Annotated in this window: 13 protein-coding genes and 1 rRNA gene; 13 read left to right on the forward strand and 1 reads right to left on the reverse strand. The window is 66.9% G+C overall.

All coding sequences use genetic code 11. The features are described from left to right. The first annotated feature begins 19 nt into the window (after window positions 1-19). Window positions 20-132: ribosomal RNA gene (gene rrf / locus ACTHJF_RS13445) — 5S ribosomal RNA — on the forward strand. 214 nt (window positions 133-346) lie between these two features. On the opposite strand, the gene ACTHJF_RS13450 is transcribed toward rrf, so the two are convergent. After that, the gene (locus tag ACTHJF_RS13450) at window positions 347-1,282 is read right to left on the reverse strand and encodes a carbohydrate kinase family protein (RefSeq protein ID WP_431638221.1); all 936 of its coding nucleotides are present in this window, start codon (window positions 1,280-1,282) and stop codon (window positions 347-349) included. Window positions 1,283-1,555: 273 nt separating this feature from the next. On the opposite strand from ACTHJF_RS13450, the gene ACTHJF_RS13455 reads away from it, so the two are divergent. The 12 genes from ACTHJF_RS13455 (at window position 1,556) to ACTHJF_RS13510 (ending at window position 15,054) form a co-directional block, all read left to right on the forward strand. Further along, window positions 1,556-2,602 carry a rod shape-determining protein gene (locus tag ACTHJF_RS13455; protein ID WP_431635587.1) on the forward strand — a complete coding sequence of 349 codons (1,047 nt, stop codon included), beginning with the start codon at window positions 1,556-1,558 and terminating at the stop codon, window positions 2,600-2,602. A 120-nt stretch (window positions 2,603-2,722) separates the two neighbouring features. Then, window positions 2,723-3,673 carry a rod shape-determining protein MreC gene (gene mreC / locus ACTHJF_RS13460; protein ID WP_440267555.1) on the forward strand — a complete coding sequence of 317 codons (951 nt, stop codon included), beginning with the start codon at window positions 2,723-2,725 and terminating at the stop codon, window positions 3,671-3,673. Further along, window positions 3,670-4,155: a rod shape-determining protein MreD gene (mreD, locus tag ACTHJF_RS13465; protein WP_431635589.1), complete on the forward strand. Its 486-nt coding sequence runs from the start codon at window positions 3,670-3,672 to the stop codon at window positions 4,153-4,155. Before mreC ends, mreD begins: the two co-directional genes overlap by 4 nt. Window positions 4,156-4,184: 29 nt before the next feature. Beyond that, a complete protein-coding gene (gene mrdA / locus ACTHJF_RS13470; protein ID WP_440267562.1) occupies window positions 4,185-6,173 on the forward strand; it encodes a penicillin-binding protein 2 in 1,989 nt (662 codons plus the stop codon). Then, window positions 6,170-7,285, forward strand: a complete 1,116-nt coding sequence (rodA, locus tag ACTHJF_RS13475) for a rod shape-determining protein RodA (protein ID WP_431635591.1) — start codon at window positions 6,170-6,172, stop codon at window positions 7,283-7,285. The genes mrdA and rodA overlap by 4 nt, the downstream gene beginning before the upstream one ends. 92 nt (window positions 7,286-7,377) lie before the next feature. Then, on the forward strand, window positions 7,378-8,388 hold the full coding sequence (gene mltB / locus ACTHJF_RS13480; RefSeq protein ID WP_440267556.1) for a lytic murein transglycosylase B: 1,011 nt from the start codon (window positions 7,378-7,380) through the stop codon (window positions 8,386-8,388). Next, window positions 8,385-9,350: a septal ring lytic transglycosylase RlpA family protein gene (locus ACTHJF_RS13485; protein WP_440267557.1), complete on the forward strand. Its 966-nt coding sequence runs from the start codon at window positions 8,385-8,387 to the stop codon at window positions 9,348-9,350. Before mltB ends, ACTHJF_RS13485 begins: the two co-directional genes overlap by 4 nt. A gap of 64 nt (window positions 9,351-9,414) precedes the next feature. Continuing rightward, window positions 9,415-10,653 (forward strand): D-alanyl-D-alanine carboxypeptidase family protein, encoded by a 1,239-nt coding sequence (locus ACTHJF_RS13490; protein WP_440267558.1) that lies wholly within the window; start codon window positions 9,415-9,417, stop codon window positions 10,651-10,653. Continuing rightward, a complete protein-coding gene (locus ACTHJF_RS13495; RefSeq protein ID WP_440267559.1) occupies window positions 10,653-10,943 on the forward strand; it encodes a DUF493 family protein in 291 nt (96 codons plus the stop codon). The genes ACTHJF_RS13490 and ACTHJF_RS13495 overlap by 1 nt, the downstream gene beginning before the upstream one ends. 135 nt (window positions 10,944-11,078) lie before the next feature. Next, window positions 11,079-11,747, forward strand: a complete 669-nt coding sequence (lipB, locus tag ACTHJF_RS13500) for a lipoyl(octanoyl) transferase LipB (protein WP_440262472.1) — start codon at window positions 11,079-11,081, stop codon at window positions 11,745-11,747. 10 nt (window positions 11,748-11,757) lie between these two features. After that, a complete protein-coding gene (lipA, locus tag ACTHJF_RS13505) occupies window positions 11,758-12,762 on the forward strand; it encodes a lipoyl synthase (RefSeq protein WP_440267560.1) in 1,005 nt (334 codons plus the stop codon). A gap of 9 nt (window positions 12,763-12,771) precedes the next feature. Next, window positions 12,772-15,054, forward strand: coding sequence for a carboxy terminal-processing peptidase (locus ACTHJF_RS13510; protein WP_440267561.1), 2,283 nt, complete (start codon window positions 12,772-12,774; stop codon window positions 15,052-15,054). Window positions 15,055-15,247: the final 193 nt, after the last annotated feature.

Here is a 15,247-nt window from a genome sequence, read left to right on the forward strand (position 1 = left end):
GCGCTGACCCCACTTTTTCCCTGGCGGCTATAGCGCTGTGGTCCCACCCGATCCCATCCCGAACTCGGAAGTGAAACGCAGCTGCGCCGATGGTAGTGTGCATCCGCATGCAAGAGTAGGTCACCGCCAGGGACCTCATACGAAAAACCCCCTCAGTCGAGGGGGTTTTTTTTGGCCTTGATTGAGGGCTTTGGGACGCAAAGTGGTTGCCGCTGTCGGCGTCAAGACCGCAGTTGTGCCTCAACCTGCAACGCGCCTCTTGGAAGAAGGCAACGCAAAAAGGCGAAGGATCGCTCCTTCGCCTCTTTTCTGTGACAACTGGCGACTAGCCGCTCTGTGATCGACCTCAGTCGAGGCGATACCCGAATTGCTCCTCGAACTCCGCGTGGAACTGGTCGTAGTTGAACGACTGGTTCTGCGTGCCGGGATGTTCCACCTTCAGTGCGCCCATCAGGGACGCCATGCGTCCAACGGTCGGCCAATCGCGGCCCTGCATGATGCCGAAGATGAGGCCTGCCCGATAAGCGTCGCCGCAACCGGTCGGATCAACCACCTGACGCTCGCGTGCCGGCGGAATCACGTGGACCGTGTTGTCCGCATGGATCATCGAACCGCGCGGTCCCTGGGTGACGATGTAGGCGCTCACCCGAGAGGCGATCTCCGCAGCCGACCAGCCGGTGCGCGTCTGCAGCAGCTGCGACTCATAGTCGTTGACGATCACGTAGGTGGATTTCTCAATCATCGAACGGAATTCGGCGCCGTCGAACAGCGGCATCGCCTGGCCGGGGTCGAAGATGAAAGGAACGCCCCGCGCAGCGAACTCGTCCACGTGCTGAAGCATCGCTTCGCGGCTGTCGGGCGCCACGATGGCGAAGCTGATCTCGGGAATATCGCGCACGTGGTTTTCGTGCGCGCTGGCCATCGCACCGGGGTGAAAGGCCGTGATCTGGTTATTGTCCAGGTCGGTGGTGATGAAACACTGCGGCGTGAACTGATCTTCGTACTCGCGCACGTAGTCCAGCCGAATACCGCGATCAAGCAGATGCTTGCGGTACGGGGCGAAATCCTGACCGACCGCCGCCACCGGGAGCGGGTCGGCACCGAGCAGCTTGAGGTTGTAAGCGATGTTGCCGGCGCATCCCCCAAACTCGCGCCGCATCCGCGGCACCAGGAAAGAAACATTCAGGATGTGCACCTGATCGGGCAGGATGTGATTCTTGAACTGGTCCTGGAACACCATGATGGTGTCGTAGGCCAACGATCCGCAGATAACGGCAGACATGATCCGTGGGTGCCTCGGCAAGATGTTTGGGCCGCTCAGATGCAGGCCCGCATGACGCCGCGACGTCACGCCCCGGCAAAGTCTCAAATCGTACCGGGAACCAGCGCAATTGGCGACTTCGGCTGCCCGCGCACTGTTGCCGGATTGCCCGAGAAAACGCCGATATCGTCGTGTCCTGCAAGGCTTTCTTAACGTCTCGGTCCTTGCGTGCTCTAGTCTCGCTGACTAGACTGGCGCGCTTACTTTTTAGCCAGTCGGACGCGCGGCGACCCCATGTTCAAGAAGTTTCGCGGGATCTTTTCCAACGACATCTCCATCGACCTCGGCACCGCCAATACGCTGATCTATGTGCGTGGTCAGGGCATCGTGCTCAACGAGCCGTCGGTGGTCGCCATTCGTCAGGATCGCGGTCCGGGTGGCCCGCGTACTGTGGCCGCGGTCGGCGGAGACGCCAAGCGCATGCTCGGCCGTACCCCGGGCAATATCGCCACCGTGCGTCCGATGAAGGACGGCGTCATCGCCGACTTCACCATGACCGAGGCGATGCTGCAGCACTTCATCAAGCAGGTGCACAAGTCGCGGATGCTGCGTCCGAGCCCACGTGTACTGGTGTGCGTGCCGTGCGGATCCACCCAGGTCGAGCGTCGCGCGATCAAGGAATCGGCCGAAGGCGCCGGCGCCCGTGACGTGTTCCTGATCGAGGAACCGATGGCCGCGGCGATCGGCGCCGGTATTCCGGTGCACGAGGCGCGCGGCTCGATGGTGCTGGACATCGGCGGCGGCACCTCCGAGGTGGCGGTGATCTCGCTCAATGGCATCGTCTACTCCGCTTCGGTGCGCGTGGGCGGCGACCGTTTCGACGAAGCGATCATCAACTACGTGCGCCGCAATCACGGCACGCTGATCGGCGAATCCACGGCCGAGCGCATCAAGCTCGAGATCGGATGCGCGTTCCCACAGAGCGAGGTCAAGGAGATCGAGATCTCCGGCCGCAATCTGGCCGAAGGCGTGCCGCGCATGTTCACCATCAACTCCAACGAGATCCTCGAAGCGCTGCACGAGCCGCTCGCCGGTATCGTGGCCGCGGTGAAGTCGGCGCTGGAGCAAACCCCGCCGGAGCTCTGCTCCGATGTCGCCGAGCGCGGCATCGTGCTTACCGGCGGTGGCGCGTTGCTGCGTGACCTCGATCGCCTGATTTCCGAAGAGACCGGTCTGCACGTCCAGGTCGCGGACGATCCGCTTACCTGCGTCGCTCGCGGCGGCGGCAAGGCCCTGGAGCTGATCGACCAGCACGGTAGCGATTTCTTCGCTCCCGAGTAACCGTGGTCGCGTCGCCTGCCGTCCCGGCCGGGACACATCCTGTCCCTGGCCTGCCATGCGGATGGCGCGAGGAGTGTCGGCGTTGACACAGCGCAGCTGCAACCCCGATGGACGGGCTTCATGGCGTTGAATCGCGAAGAGTCGCCGCTGTTTGCCGGCACCGTGGCGGGGACGCTGCGCCTGCTCGCCTACGTGGCGCTGGCTATGGTGCTGATGGTGCTCGATCACCGCAACGGCTGGACCTGGCGCGTGCGCTACGCCACCGCCGTGGTGGTCGAGCCGCTCTATCGCCTGGCCGGCGCACCCAGCGCGGGCATGCGCGCACTGGCGACTGCCTTTTCCGAACGCAAGGCGCTCACCGAGCAGAACCAGCGGCTGCGTGAAGACCTGCTGCTCGCCAACGCCAAGCTCAATCGCATGGCGTCCGTCGCGGAGCAGAACCAGCGCCTGAAGGAATTGCTCGATACGCAGCGCAGCCTCGAACTCAACGTGCAACTGGCCCATGTCATCGGCGTCGACCTGGGGCCGGACCAGCACCGCCTCATGCTTAGCCTGGGTGCGAACAATGGCATCAAGGTCGGTCAGCCGGTGATCGATTCGCGTGGCGTGATGGGGCAGGTTGCGCACGTGCTGCCCAGTACTTCGATCGTCATGCTGATCACCGATCCGGCGCACGCCTTGCCGGTGACGATCGAGCGCACCGGGCTGCGCACGATTGCCTACGGCGCGCGCGGCGGACGCGGCCTGATCCTGCCGGACATTCCCATGGCAGCCGACGTGCGGACCGGCGATCGGCTGTTGACCTCGGGCCTGGGCGGACGCTTTCCCTCCGGGTTCCCGGCAGGCACGGTCACCCGCGTGCAGCCCTCGGCTACCGGGATGTTCCTGGAGGCCAGCGCCACGCCCGCGGCCGATATCGATCGCAGCGAGGATGTGCTGCTGCTGCACGATCAGGCCGAACCGATCGGGCCGCCGGCGCCCGCTGCACCGGCCGGCCCGCCTGCCGGTCTTGCGCCCTCGTCGAGCGCTCCGCCGCCGCCAACAGCCCATGCCGCGGGAGTGTCGCCGTGAACCGCCATCGCCTCGCGTTGTTCTGGTTCAGCACCACGCTGGTGGTGGCGCTGCTCGCCATGCTGGTGCCGTTGCCCGCGGTGCTGCAGCCGTTCAAGCCGTACTGGCCGGCCCTGGTGCTGCTGTACTGGTCGCTAGAGTCGGGCGAGCGGGTGAACCTGGGCATGGCCTTTCTGGTGGGCCTGTTTGCCGACCTGCTCGACGGCGTGCTGCTCGGTGAGCAGGCGTTGCGCCTGACCGCTCTTGTGTTCATTGCCTTGCGCTTCCGCTCGCGGCTGCGCTTCTTCCCGATGTGGCAGCAGACGCTGGCGGTGCTGGCGCTGCTGCTCAACGACCGCGTGCTGCTGCTGATCGTGCGTGTGTTCGCCGGCGAAGCGTCGCCGCCGGTGAGCTGGTGGTTCTCGCCCTTCGTCGGCGCGGCGCTGTGGCCGTTCCTGTTTCTGCTGCTGGATGACCTGCGCATCCGCTTGCGCATCGCCTGAGCGCAGTGATCGTGAACAAGCGCCGTGGAATCCGCCTGCGCCGAGCGATCAAGGATCCGCGTGGCGAAAGCGTGTTGTTCCGTCGCCGTGCGCTGGCCGGCTTCGGCATCATCCTGCTCGGGCTGCTGGCGTTGGTGGGACGCTATGCGTTCCTGCAGGTGTTGCATCACGACGAGTTCGCCACCCGCTCGGAGGCCAACCGCGTCAAGCCGCGGGCCATTCCTCCGGCGCGTGGCCTGATCTACGACCGTAACGGCGTCCTGCTGGCGGACAACGTCCCGGCATTCCGGCTCGAGGTGGTGCCCGAGCAGGTGCCAGACATGAAGGCGATGCTGGCGCAGATCGGTACGGTGGTGCCGCTCAGCGACGACGATGTCGAGGCGTTCAAGAAGCAGCTGGCGCAGAGCCGCCGTTTCGAGAGCGTGCCGCTGAAGCTGCATCTGTCCGAGGACGACATCGCCCGGTTCGCCATCAACCGCTGGCGCTTTCCCGGCGTGGACGTGGTGCCCTACCTGACGCGGCGCTATCCGTTCGGCGAGCGCTTTGCGCACCTTATCGGCTATGTCGGGCGCATCGACGACAACGACCTCAAGCGCCTCGACCCGGTGCGCTACAAGGGCACCACGCACGTGGGGCGCAGCGGTCTGGAGCGCTCCTACGAGGACGTGTTGCACGGCACGCCGGGCTACGAATTGGTGGAGGTGAATGCCGACGGTCGTACCCAGCGCGTGCTGGAGACGCATCCGCCGATCCCCGGCAAGAACCTCTACCTCAGCGTCGACGTGCGCATCCAGAAGGCCGCCGAGGACGCCTTCGCCGGCCGCCCGGGCGCCGCCGTGGCGATCGATCCGCGCAACGGCCAGGTGCTGGCGATGGTCAGCGTGCCGAGTTTCGATCCCAATCTGTTCGTCAACGGCATCAGTTCAGCCGACTACAAGGCACTCACCACCGATCCGGAAAAGCCGCTGTACAACCGCGCCCTGCGTGGCGTGTACCCGCCGGGCTCTACCGTGAAGCCGCTGATCGGCCTGACCGGCCTGGAATCGGGCCTGCGCACGCCGCAGGACACGGTGGTCTCCACCGGTCAGTACTGCATTCCCGGAACCACGTTCTGCCGGCGCGACGATCAGCGCGGCGGCGTCGGCCGGGTCGACCTCGCCGAGGCGATCGAGCAGTCGGTCAACACATATTTCTACAAGCTGGCGCTGGACCTGGGCATCGACCGGCTCAGCGACTACATGAGCAAGTTCGGCTTCGGCCGTCCGACCGGTATCGATCTGGTGGGCGAATCGGATGGCGTGCTGCCGTCGCGTGAGTGGAAGCAGGCGCACTCACGCCAGCCCTGGTTCCCGGGCGAGACGATGATCGCCGGCATTGGCCAGGGTTACTGGGCGGTGACGCCGATCCAGCTCGCCCACGCCATCGCTACCTTTGCCGGCCACGGTGTGCCGTACGCGCCGCGGCTGGTGATGGCCACGCAGGACAGCGTGGAGGCCAAGCGCAAGCCGCTGCCCAATCCGCCGCTGGGGCCGAGCCTAATCACCTCACCCGCCTACTGGTCCGCCGTCGACCAGGGCATGCAGATGGTGATGTACGGCGACAAGGGCACCGGCCGCTCGTTGACCGTCGGCTTCCCGTACCGGCTCGCCGGCAAGAGCGGCACCGCCGAGCGCTTTTCGCGCAAGGGCAACACCTACGACGATCGCAGCAACCTGGCCTATCTCGCCTCGCGCAACCGCGCCTGGTTCGAGGTGTATGCCCCGGCCGAGGATCCGCAGATCGCCGTGGTCGCCGTGCTGGAAGCCGGCGCCTGGGGTGCGTCGTCGGCCGGCCCGATCACCCGGCACATCCTCGATGCGTGGGTGGCGGCGAAGGGACGTGCGGCTCCGCCGTTCACGCCCTACCGCGACGACGCCATCGGCAACGCGCCGGCGACGGTGGAGGACCTGCCGGTGGACGCCTCCGGCGAGGTGCCGGCCGAAGCCGCCTCGGCCCCTGACGACGGAGCCACGCCATGATCCACCCGCTGTACATGCGCATGCGCCGCTTCGTCCGCCGACTGCTCACGCGCCCGCGGATCGACCTGCCGCTGGTGTTCGGCCTGTTCGCGCTGGCCTGCGTTGGCCTGATGACGCTCTACAGCGCCGGCGACCGCAGCCTCGGGCTGGTTGGCGGGCAGGCGGCGCGCTTCGTGATGGGCGGCGTGCTGTTGCTGCTGGTGTCGCGCATCCCGCCGTCGACGCTGCGCACGTGGACGCCCTGGCTGTATGCCGGCAGCACCGCCTTGCTGGTGGTGGTAGCGGTGCTGGGCGAGGGGCGCGGTGCATATCGCTGGCTCGACCTGGGCGTGATGCGCTTCCAGCCCTCGGAGCTGCTTAAGCTGACCATGCCGATGATGGTGGCCTGGTACCTGCATCCGCGGCAGTTGCCACCGAGCTGGAAGGACATCGCCATGGTTGGCTTGCTGATCGCAGTGCCGGCCGGGCTGATCGCCGAGCAGCCGGATCTGGGCACGGCATTGCTGGTGGCTGGTGCCGGCGCCTTCGCGCTGTTCCTCTCGGGCATGTCCTGGTGGCGCATCGGTGCGCTGCTGGGCGCGGCCGCGGCGATGGTGCCGGTGGGCTGGCACTTCATGCACCAGTACCAGCGCGACCGCGTGATGACCCTGCTCAATCCGGAGTCCGACCCGCTGGGCAACGGCTGGCACATCATCCAGTCGCAGATCGCGGTGGGCTCCGGCGGCGTGTTCGGCAAGGGCTGGCAGCACTCCACGCAGTCGCGGCTGGATTTCCTGCCCGAGCACACCACCGACTTCATCTTCGCGGTGTTCTCCGAGGAATTCGGCCTGGTCGGCGTGATCGGCATCCTGGCGCTGTACGCTTTCATCATCGGCCGCTGCCTGTGGATCGCGATGGAAGCGCGCGACACGTATTCGCGTCTGCTCGCCGGCGCCATCGGCATGAGCTTCTTCGTCTACGTGCTGGTCAACGGCGGCATGGTGGCCGGCATGCTGCCGGTGGTCGGCGTGCCGATGCCGCTGGTGAGCTACGGCGGCACGTCGGCGGTGTCGCTGCTCACCGGCTTCGGCGTGCTGATGTCGATCCACGCGCACCGCAAGATGCACGACTGAACCGCCGCCCGATTTCGCCCCGCCGGCGCCCCGGCGCGCGGCGCGGCGCGTGTTAGGCTCTCGGCGCTGAACTTCGAGCGAGCCACGGACTGATGACTGTTTTTCACGCGACGCCCGTTTCCCGTCTGGTCATCGCGTTGGGCCTGCTCGCCGCCCCGGTCATTTCGCCCCTGCATGCGCAGACCCACCCGGGCCAGGCGGCGCTGGTGCGCGAGGTGGCGCGCGACACCGGCAAGAGCCCCGCTGCGCTCAACCGCCTGCTCGACGGCGCCACCAAGCAGCAGAGCATCCTCGATGCGATCAGCCGGCCGGCCGAGGCCAAGCCGTGGCGCGATTACCGCCCGATCTTCATGACCGAGCAGCGCATCGCCGACGGTGTAGCGTTCTACCGCGAGCATCGGGCGCTGCTGGAGCAGGTCGGCCAGCAATACGGCGTGGCGCCGGAGTACATCGTGGCGATCCTTGGTGTGGAGACCAATTACGGTCGCCTCGGCGGCAAATACAAGGTGCTCGATGCCCTGGTCACGCTGGGCCTGTACTACCCGCCGCGCGCCAAGTTCTTTCGCGAACAGCTGAAGGTTTTGCTGGAGCTGCCGGCCAACCATCTGGCCGGTCCGCTCGACACGCTGCTGGGCTCCTACGCCGGTGCGCAGGGCTGGGGCCAGTTCATGCCATCGAGCATCCGCGATTTCGCCGTGGACGAAGATCACGACGGCCGCATCGACCTGCGCAACTCGCTGCCGGACATCTTCGCCAGCGTTGCCAACTACTTCGCCGGACATGGCTGGGTGCGCGGCGGTCCGGTGGCGATGCGGGCGCAGCCGGACTCTGCGGCCAGGCCGATCGCCGTGAAGGACAGCAAGCCGCAGTGGCCGCTGGAGCAGCTCGAGGCCTGGGGCTACGCGCCGCTGGCGTCGGCCAATCCCGGCGAGCCGAGCAGCCTGCAGACACTCGATGGCGCGACCGGTCCGGAGTACTGGTTCACCTTCCAGAATTTCTACGTCATCACCACCTACAACCGCAGTCCGCTCTACGCCATGGCCGTGCATCAGCTGGCGCAGGCGATCGACGCGGGCGTGCAGCAGGCGGACGCGACGCAATGAGGCGCCTGCAGGGGGCGCTGCTTTGGGTAGCGACGGTGCTGCTGCTGGCCGGATGCGCCGGCCACAAGACGCGCCCCTCGCACACCGGCAGCGCCAGCGGCACGCGCGGTACGTCCGGTGCATCGCGCGCCCACGCCGGCGATACGTTCCACGATGACCTCAGCAAGGGCCAGGACAGCCGCTACCGCGACCGCAGCGACAGCGTGCCCACCGGCAACCCGCTGGACGTGAGCAAGCTGGTCGAACCCACTCCGCACTGGGAGCCGCGGTCGGCCTACGGCAACAAGTCGCCCTATACCGTGCTCGGCCACACCTATCGCGTGCTGCCGTCGGCACGCGGCTACGTGGAGCGTGGCATCGCCTCGTTCTACGGCAACAAGTTCCACGGCTACAAGACATCGAGCCTGGAGAACTACGACATGTACCAGTTCTCCGCCGCCCACAAGACGCTTCCACTGCCCAGCTACGCGCGGGTCACCAACCTCACCAACGGCAAGAGCGTGATCGTGCGCATCAACGATCGCGGCCCTTTCCACTCCAACCGGCTGATCGATCTTTCCTACGCGGCGGCGGTGAAGATCGGCATCTGGCCTGCCGGCACCGGCATGGTGGAAGTGCGGGCGATCGATCCCTCCCACCCGGACGATGCGCCACCACCCGTCGCGGCCGCCACGCCGCCAGCCGGGGAACCCCGCGCCGCGAATCCGGTCCCTGTTCCCGGCGCCTCGCCGGCCATCTACCTGCAGGTCGGGGCGTTCTCCGACGCGACCAACGCCGAGCGGCTGGCGCAGCGACTGCGTGCGGCCAACCTCGGCCAGGTCCAGGTGCTCCAGCTGCAGAGCAACGGCCAGTCGATCCGCCGCGTGCGGGTCGGTCCGCTGCCGGATGCTGAACGAGCCGATGAAGTCGCGCGCCGGATCGAGGCGATGGGCCTGCCCGCACCGCAGGTCGCGGTAGACTGAGCGGTATTTCTTCACGGATGGCATGTCGCGTGCCGTCCCTTGCCAGACGGGATTGAACACAACGATGAGCTTTGTCCGCCGTACCCTGGTTGCATTCGCCGCCACTGCCCTGGTGGCTGGCGCCGCGCTGGCCCAGCAGGTTCCGCCGCGCCCCTCGCCGGTGCCGCGGCCGGTGATGCCGGAGGCGCCGGTGCCGCCGCCGCCGGATGTGGATGGCAAGAGCTGGGTGCTGATGGACTACGCCACCGGCCAGATCCTTGCCTCGAAAGAGCCGGACCTGCGTGTCGAGCCGGCCTCGATCACCAAGATCATGACCGACTACGTGGTCTCCGCCGAAGTCGCCAACGGCCGCATCCACATGACCGACCCGGTCACCATCAGCGAGCACGCCTGGCGCGGTGGCGGCGCCGGTACCGATGGCTCCACCAGCTTCATGAAGCTGGGTAGCCAGGTGCCGCTGAAGGATCTGCTGTACGGCATGATTATCCAGTCCGGCAACGACGCGGCGATCGCGCTGGCCGAGCACACTGCCGGCTCCGAGGATGCGTTCGCCAACCTGATGAACGCCTATGCCAAGCAGCTGGGCATGGTGAACTCGAACTTCGAGAACGCCTCGGGCTATCCCATCGCCAACCACTACACCACCGCCCACGACATCGCGATCCTCTCTCGCGCGCTGATCCACGACTTCCCGGACGACTACGCCATCTCGGCGATCAAGCAGTTCGAGTGGAACGGCATCAAGCAGGGCAACCGCAACACCCTGCTTTGGCGTGATCCCAGCGTCGATGGCATCAAGACCGGCCACACCGCCGCCGCCGGTTACTGCCTGGCCGCCTCGGCCAAGCAGGGCGACTCGCGCATGATCGCCATCGTGATGGGCGCCAGCTCGGAGAAGGCCCGCGCCGATTCCGCCATGGCGCTGCTCAACTACGGCTTCCGCTTCTACGAGACGCACAAGCTGTACGAGGCCGGCAAGCCTCTGGCCACGCCGCGCCTGTGGAAGGGCGAGAACAAAACGCTGCCGCTGGGCGTGACCGACGCCGTGCAGGTCACCGTCAAGCGCGGCCAGTACGACAAGCTCAAGGCCACCATGGATGTGCCCGCCACCCTGATCGCCCCGTTCAAGAAGGGGCAGCAGGTGGGTACGCTGCGCATCACGCTCGACGGTCAGCCAGTGCAGAGCGTGCCGCTGGTGGCGCTGGCCGACGCCCCGCAGGGCGGGTTCTTCTCGCGCCTGTGGGATTCGATCCTGCTGTGGTTCCATGGCAGCGACAAGAAGGCCGACGCGGACGCCAAGTGATGCAGGAAATCGACTTCTCCCAGGCGAAGAAAGACGGCAAGGGCTTCCAGTTTCCCGGGGAGTTCGAGATCACCGCGATGGGCAATGCCGGCGCCGACCTGCCGGCCCACGTGCCGCGCCTGCTCGAGGGCCAGGGCCTGCATGTGCTGCACGAGACGGTGCGCTACAAACAGTCCGCCAGCGGCAACTACGTGTCGGTGACGGTGAGCTTCCGCGCCCAGACGCGGGAGGAGTACGACGCGGCGCATACCGTGCTGCGGGCCGATCCGGACATCCGTTACACGCTCTGATGAGGCACGCAGGGCCAGCCAATCACGGGGGACGCGCCTGGCGCGTTCCCCGTTTGCGTTGGCGCCGGCGGGCTTGAATCCCTCGCGCCGCCCCCTGATGTTGAGCGTGTTTATCCGCCGTACCGGAACCCCCGCATGACCCTGCCCCTGAAGATCCGCCGGCTCGGCCGCCAGCCCTACGAGGCGACCTGGAAGGCGATGAGCGCCTTCACCGATAACCGCACCGCCGACACCCCCGACGAGCTGTGGCTGCTCGAGCACGATCCGGTGTTCACCCAGGGCCAGGCAGGGAAGGCCGAGCACGTGCTGGCGCCGGGCGACATCCCGGTGGTGCAGGTGGATCGCGGCGGCCAGGTCACCTACCACGGCCCCGGCCAGATCGTCGGCTATCCGCTGATCGACCTGCGCCGCGTGGGCGTGGGCGTGCGCGAGCTGGTCCATCGCATCGAGCAGACCCTGATCGATACGCTGGCGCACTGGAACATCGTCGCCGAGCGAGTCGAGGGCGCGCCCGGGGTCTACGTGGCCGGCGCCAAGGTGGCCGCGCTGGGCCTGCGCGTGCGTCGCGGTTGCAGTTTCCACGGCCTGGCCTTCAACGTGGCCATGGACCTGGAGCCGTATCACCGCATCAACCCTTGTGGCTACAAGGGTTTGGCGGTGACGCAGGTGCTAGACTTGGGCGGTCCGTCGCGACTGGCGGACGTCGAAGACGTGCTCATTGGCGAGTTCTGCCGCCAATTCGGTTTCGACGCCGAGCCGGCCGCCCCCCAACTCCCCGAACTCCCCGCGCGCGCCGCGGTCTAGGCATGTGCTCATGAGCGAATCCCCCGCGACTCCCAAGACGATCCCGATCCGCACGGTCGCCGCACCGGCGGTCGAGAAGCAGCTGGGCAACGACAAGATCGCCCTCAACCGCGCCGGCTTCGACACCGCCGTGCCGACCCTGCGCAAACCGAGCTGGATTCGCGTGCGCCTGCCGCAGGGCAATGCCGTGCAGGAGCTCAAGGCGCGCCTGCGCGAAAACGCGCTGGTGACGGTGTGCGAGGAGGCCTCCTGCCCGAACATCCACGAGTGCTTCTCCAAGGGCACCGCCACGTTCATGATCCTCGGCGAGGTGTGCACGCGGCGCTGCTCGTTCTGCGACGTGGCCCACGGCCGCCCGGCCGCGCCCGATCCGCTGGAGCCGGCGCGCCTGGCCGAAACCATCCGCGACATGCGCCTGAAGTACGTGGTGATCACCTCGGTCGACCGCGACGACCTGCGCGACGGCGGCGCCGAGCACTTCGCCAGCTGCATCCGTGCCACGCGCCACGCCGCGCCGGGCATCAAGATCGAGATCCTCACCCCCGACTTCCGCGGCAAGGGCCGCATGGAGCGGGCGCTGGAAGTGCTCAAGGATTTCCCGCCGGACGTGTTCAACCACAACCTGGAAACCGTGCCGCACCTCTACCGCGAAGTGCGTCCGGGCGCCGACTACCAGTGGTCGCTGGACCTGCTCAAGCGCTTCAAGGCGCAGCATCCGGACGTGCCGACCAAGTCCGGCATCATGCTGGGCCTGGGCGAAACCTGGGAACAGGTCATCGAGACCATGCGTGATCTGCGCGCGCACGATGTCGAGATGATCACCATCGGCCAGTACCTCCAGCCCACGCCGCATCACCACCCGGTGGTGCGTTACTGGACGCCGGAAGAATTCGACGCGCTGCGCAAGGAAGGCGAGGCGATGGGTTTCCATCACGTCGCCTCCGGTCCGCTGGTGCGATCCTCCTACCACGCCGACCTGCAGGCTCATGCCGCAGGCGTTACCGAACTTGCCTGAGGGAACTGCATGACCTTTCGTCCTTCGCTCGCCCTGCTGGTTGCCCTCACCCTTGCCGGCAGCGCTGCGGGCGTGCAGGCCCAGCAGGCACCCGCCGCGGCGCCAGCCGCCGATGACGCGGCCACCGGCCAACCCGCACGCAAGGCCTCGGTGCTCCCCCTGCAGGCCACCTCGGAGGAAGCCGAGGCGGCGCAGCTCTCCGCGCGCTTCCTCACCCGCTTCCACTACGACGCGCAGCCGCTGGACGACGCCATGTCGGCGCGCATCTACGCCAAGTACCTCGATCAGCTCGATGGCGAGAAGGTGTTCTTCACCCAGGAAGACCTGGCGAAGTTCGCGCCGCTCAAGACCAAGTTCGACGATGCGATCTGGAACAAGGACCTGAGCGGGCCGTTCTCGATCTTCAATCTCTACGTGCGGCGTGCCACCGAGCGCATGCACTTCGCGCTGGGCCTGCTCGACAAGGGCTTCGACTTCTCCAAGGACGAAAGCTACGTGCTCGACCGCGAGAAGGCCGACTGGCCGAAGGACCAGGGCGAGCTGGACAACCTGTGGCGCCAGCGCACCAAGAACGACTGGCTGCGCCTGAAGCTCGCCGGCAAGGACGACGCGGAGATCCGCAAGACGCTGACCAAGCGCTATTCCACGCTGCTGGACCGCATCAAGCAGCTCGACGGCGAGGACGCGTTCCAGAGCTTCATGACCGCCTACGCGGAAACCACCGACCCGCACACCGACTACCTCGGCCCGCGCCTGGCGCAGAACTTCGACATTTCGATGAAGCTCTCGCTGGAAGGCATCGGCGCGGTGCTGCAGGCGCGCGACGAATACACCCAGATCCGTGAGATCGTGCCCGGCGGCCCGGCCGCCAAGTCCGGCAAGCTCGAGGTGGGTGACCGCATCGTGGCGATCGGCCAGGACAACGGCCCGATGGTCGACGTCATCGGTTGGCGCCTGGACGACGTGGTCAACAAGATCCGCGGCAAGAAGGACACCACCGTGCGCATCGAGGTGCTGCCCGCCGATGCCGGCCCGGATGGCAAGCACGAGATGGTCACGCTGGTGCGCAAGAAGGTGGTGGTGGAGGAGCAGGCGGCCAAGTCCAAGGTCATCGACATCAAGGATGGCGGCGTCACTCGCAAGATCGGCGTGATCGACCTGCCCACGTTCTATGCCGACTTCGCCGCGCGTGCCAAGGGCGATCCGAACTACAAGAGCGCCACCCGCGACGTCGCCAAGCTGCTCACCGAGCTCAAGGCACAGGGCGTCGAAGGCGTGGTGATGGACCTGCGCAACAACGGCGGCGGCTCGCTCGACGAAGCCAACGAGCTCACCGGCCTGTTCATCGACACCGGACCGGTGGTGCAGGTGCGCAAGGCCAATGGTGAGGTAGAAGTGCAGGGCGACGATGACCCCGGCCTGGCCTGGAGCGGTCCGATGGCCGTGCTGGTCAACCGTGGCTCGGCCTCCGCTTCGGAGATCTTCGCCGCGGCGATCCAGGATCACGGCCGCGGCCTGATCATCGGCGAGCCGACCTTCGGCAAGGGCACCGTGCAGAACCTGGTGGACCTGGACCGCTTCGCGCAGAGCGACAGCGAGAAGCCGCAGATGGGCGAGCTGAAGATGACCATCGCCGAGTTCTTCCGCATCAACGGCGGCTCCACCCAGCTCAAGGGCGTCACGCCGGACATCCAGTTCCCCAAGAACGGCGACGAGAAGGATTTCGGCGAGTCCACCTACGACAACGCGCTGCCGTGGACCCAGATCGCGCCAGCCCAGTACAAGCCGGTGGCCGACCTCAAGGCCTACCTGCCGCAGCTGGAAAAGCTGCACGACGAGCGTGTGGCCACGTCGCCGGCATGGAAGCTGATGCTCGACCAGCTGGCGCAGTACAAGAAGATGCGCAACCAGACCACGATTTCGCTCAACCTTGCCCAGCGCCAGGCCGAGCGCAAGCAGCTGGACAAGATCCAGGCCGATTTCCTCGCACGCCGCAAGGCGATCGATGGCGACGCGGTGCCGACGGATGCGGACAGCAGCCTCGACGACGGCCTCAACGCCAACGAGCGCAGCCTCAAGTCCGAGCTGAAGGCCGAAAAGGATGCCAAGAAGGCCAAGGACGTCGAGCTGGACGAGACGGCGCACATCCTGTTCGACGCGGTGGGCCTGATCAAGGCCGATCCCAAGCTCGCTGCCGAAGTGCTGCCCTACGGCGGCAAGTTCTCCAGCGCGGCCGCCGTCGCCCAGGTGCCGGCGCCCACCGCCGCCAAGCCCACGCCCACGCAGCCCTGAGGCAAATCGTTCGCCTCAACAAAAAGCCGGCGCATGCGCCGGCTTTTTTATGGCCCCGTAGGGGCCCGCTCGCGGGCGATGCCTTTGCTTTGGGTGGCACAGCTGAGCCAGAGAATCGCCCGCGTGCGGGCTCCTACAGGAGGCGGCGGGTAGGGGGGCTCCTTAGCCCGGTCGCCTTGCAAGCTCAGCTTTC

Source organism: Dyella sp. (assembly GCF_051962475.1).
Classification (GTDB): Bacteria; Pseudomonadota; Gammaproteobacteria; order Xanthomonadales; family Rhodanobacteraceae; genus Dyella_A.

What these genes read in the sequence shown, in the direction of transcription:
- ACTHJF_RS13450 (WP_431638221.1), bottom strand. Translation starts at nt 1,282, where the DNA reads ATGTCTGCCGTTATCTGCGGATCGTTGGCCTACGACACCATCATGGTG.
- ACTHJF_RS13455 (WP_431635587.1), top strand. Translation starts at nt 1,556, where the DNA reads ATGTTCAAGAAGTTTCGCGGGATCTTTTCCAACGACATCTCCATCGAC.
- mreC (WP_440267555.1), top strand. Translation starts at nt 2,723, where the DNA reads ATGGCGTTGAATCGCGAAGAGTCGCCGCTGTTTGCCGGCACCGTGGCG.
- rodA (WP_431635591.1), top strand. Translation starts at nt 6,170, where the DNA reads ATGATCCACCCGCTGTACATGCGCATGCGCCGCTTCGTCCGCCGACTG.
- mltB (WP_440267556.1), top strand. Translation starts at nt 7,378, where the DNA reads ATGACTGTTTTTCACGCGACGCCCGTTTCCCGTCTGGTCATCGCGTTG.
- ACTHJF_RS13485 (WP_440267557.1), top strand. Translation starts at nt 8,385, where the DNA reads ATGAGGCGCCTGCAGGGGGCGCTGCTTTGGGTAGCGACGGTGCTGCTG.
- ACTHJF_RS13490 (WP_440267558.1), top strand. Translation starts at nt 9,415, where the DNA reads ATGAGCTTTGTCCGCCGTACCCTGGTTGCATTCGCCGCCACTGCCCTG.
- ACTHJF_RS13495 (WP_440267559.1), top strand. Translation starts at nt 10,653, where the DNA reads ATGCAGGAAATCGACTTCTCCCAGGCGAAGAAAGACGGCAAGGGCTTC.
- lipB (WP_440262472.1), top strand. Translation starts at nt 11,079, where the DNA reads ATGACCCTGCCCCTGAAGATCCGCCGGCTCGGCCGCCAGCCCTACGAG.
- lipA (WP_440267560.1), top strand. Translation starts at nt 11,758, where the DNA reads ATGAGCGAATCCCCCGCGACTCCCAAGACGATCCCGATCCGCACGGTC.
- ACTHJF_RS13510 (WP_440267561.1), top strand. Translation starts at nt 12,772, where the DNA reads ATGACCTTTCGTCCTTCGCTCGCCCTGCTGGTTGCCCTCACCCTTGCC.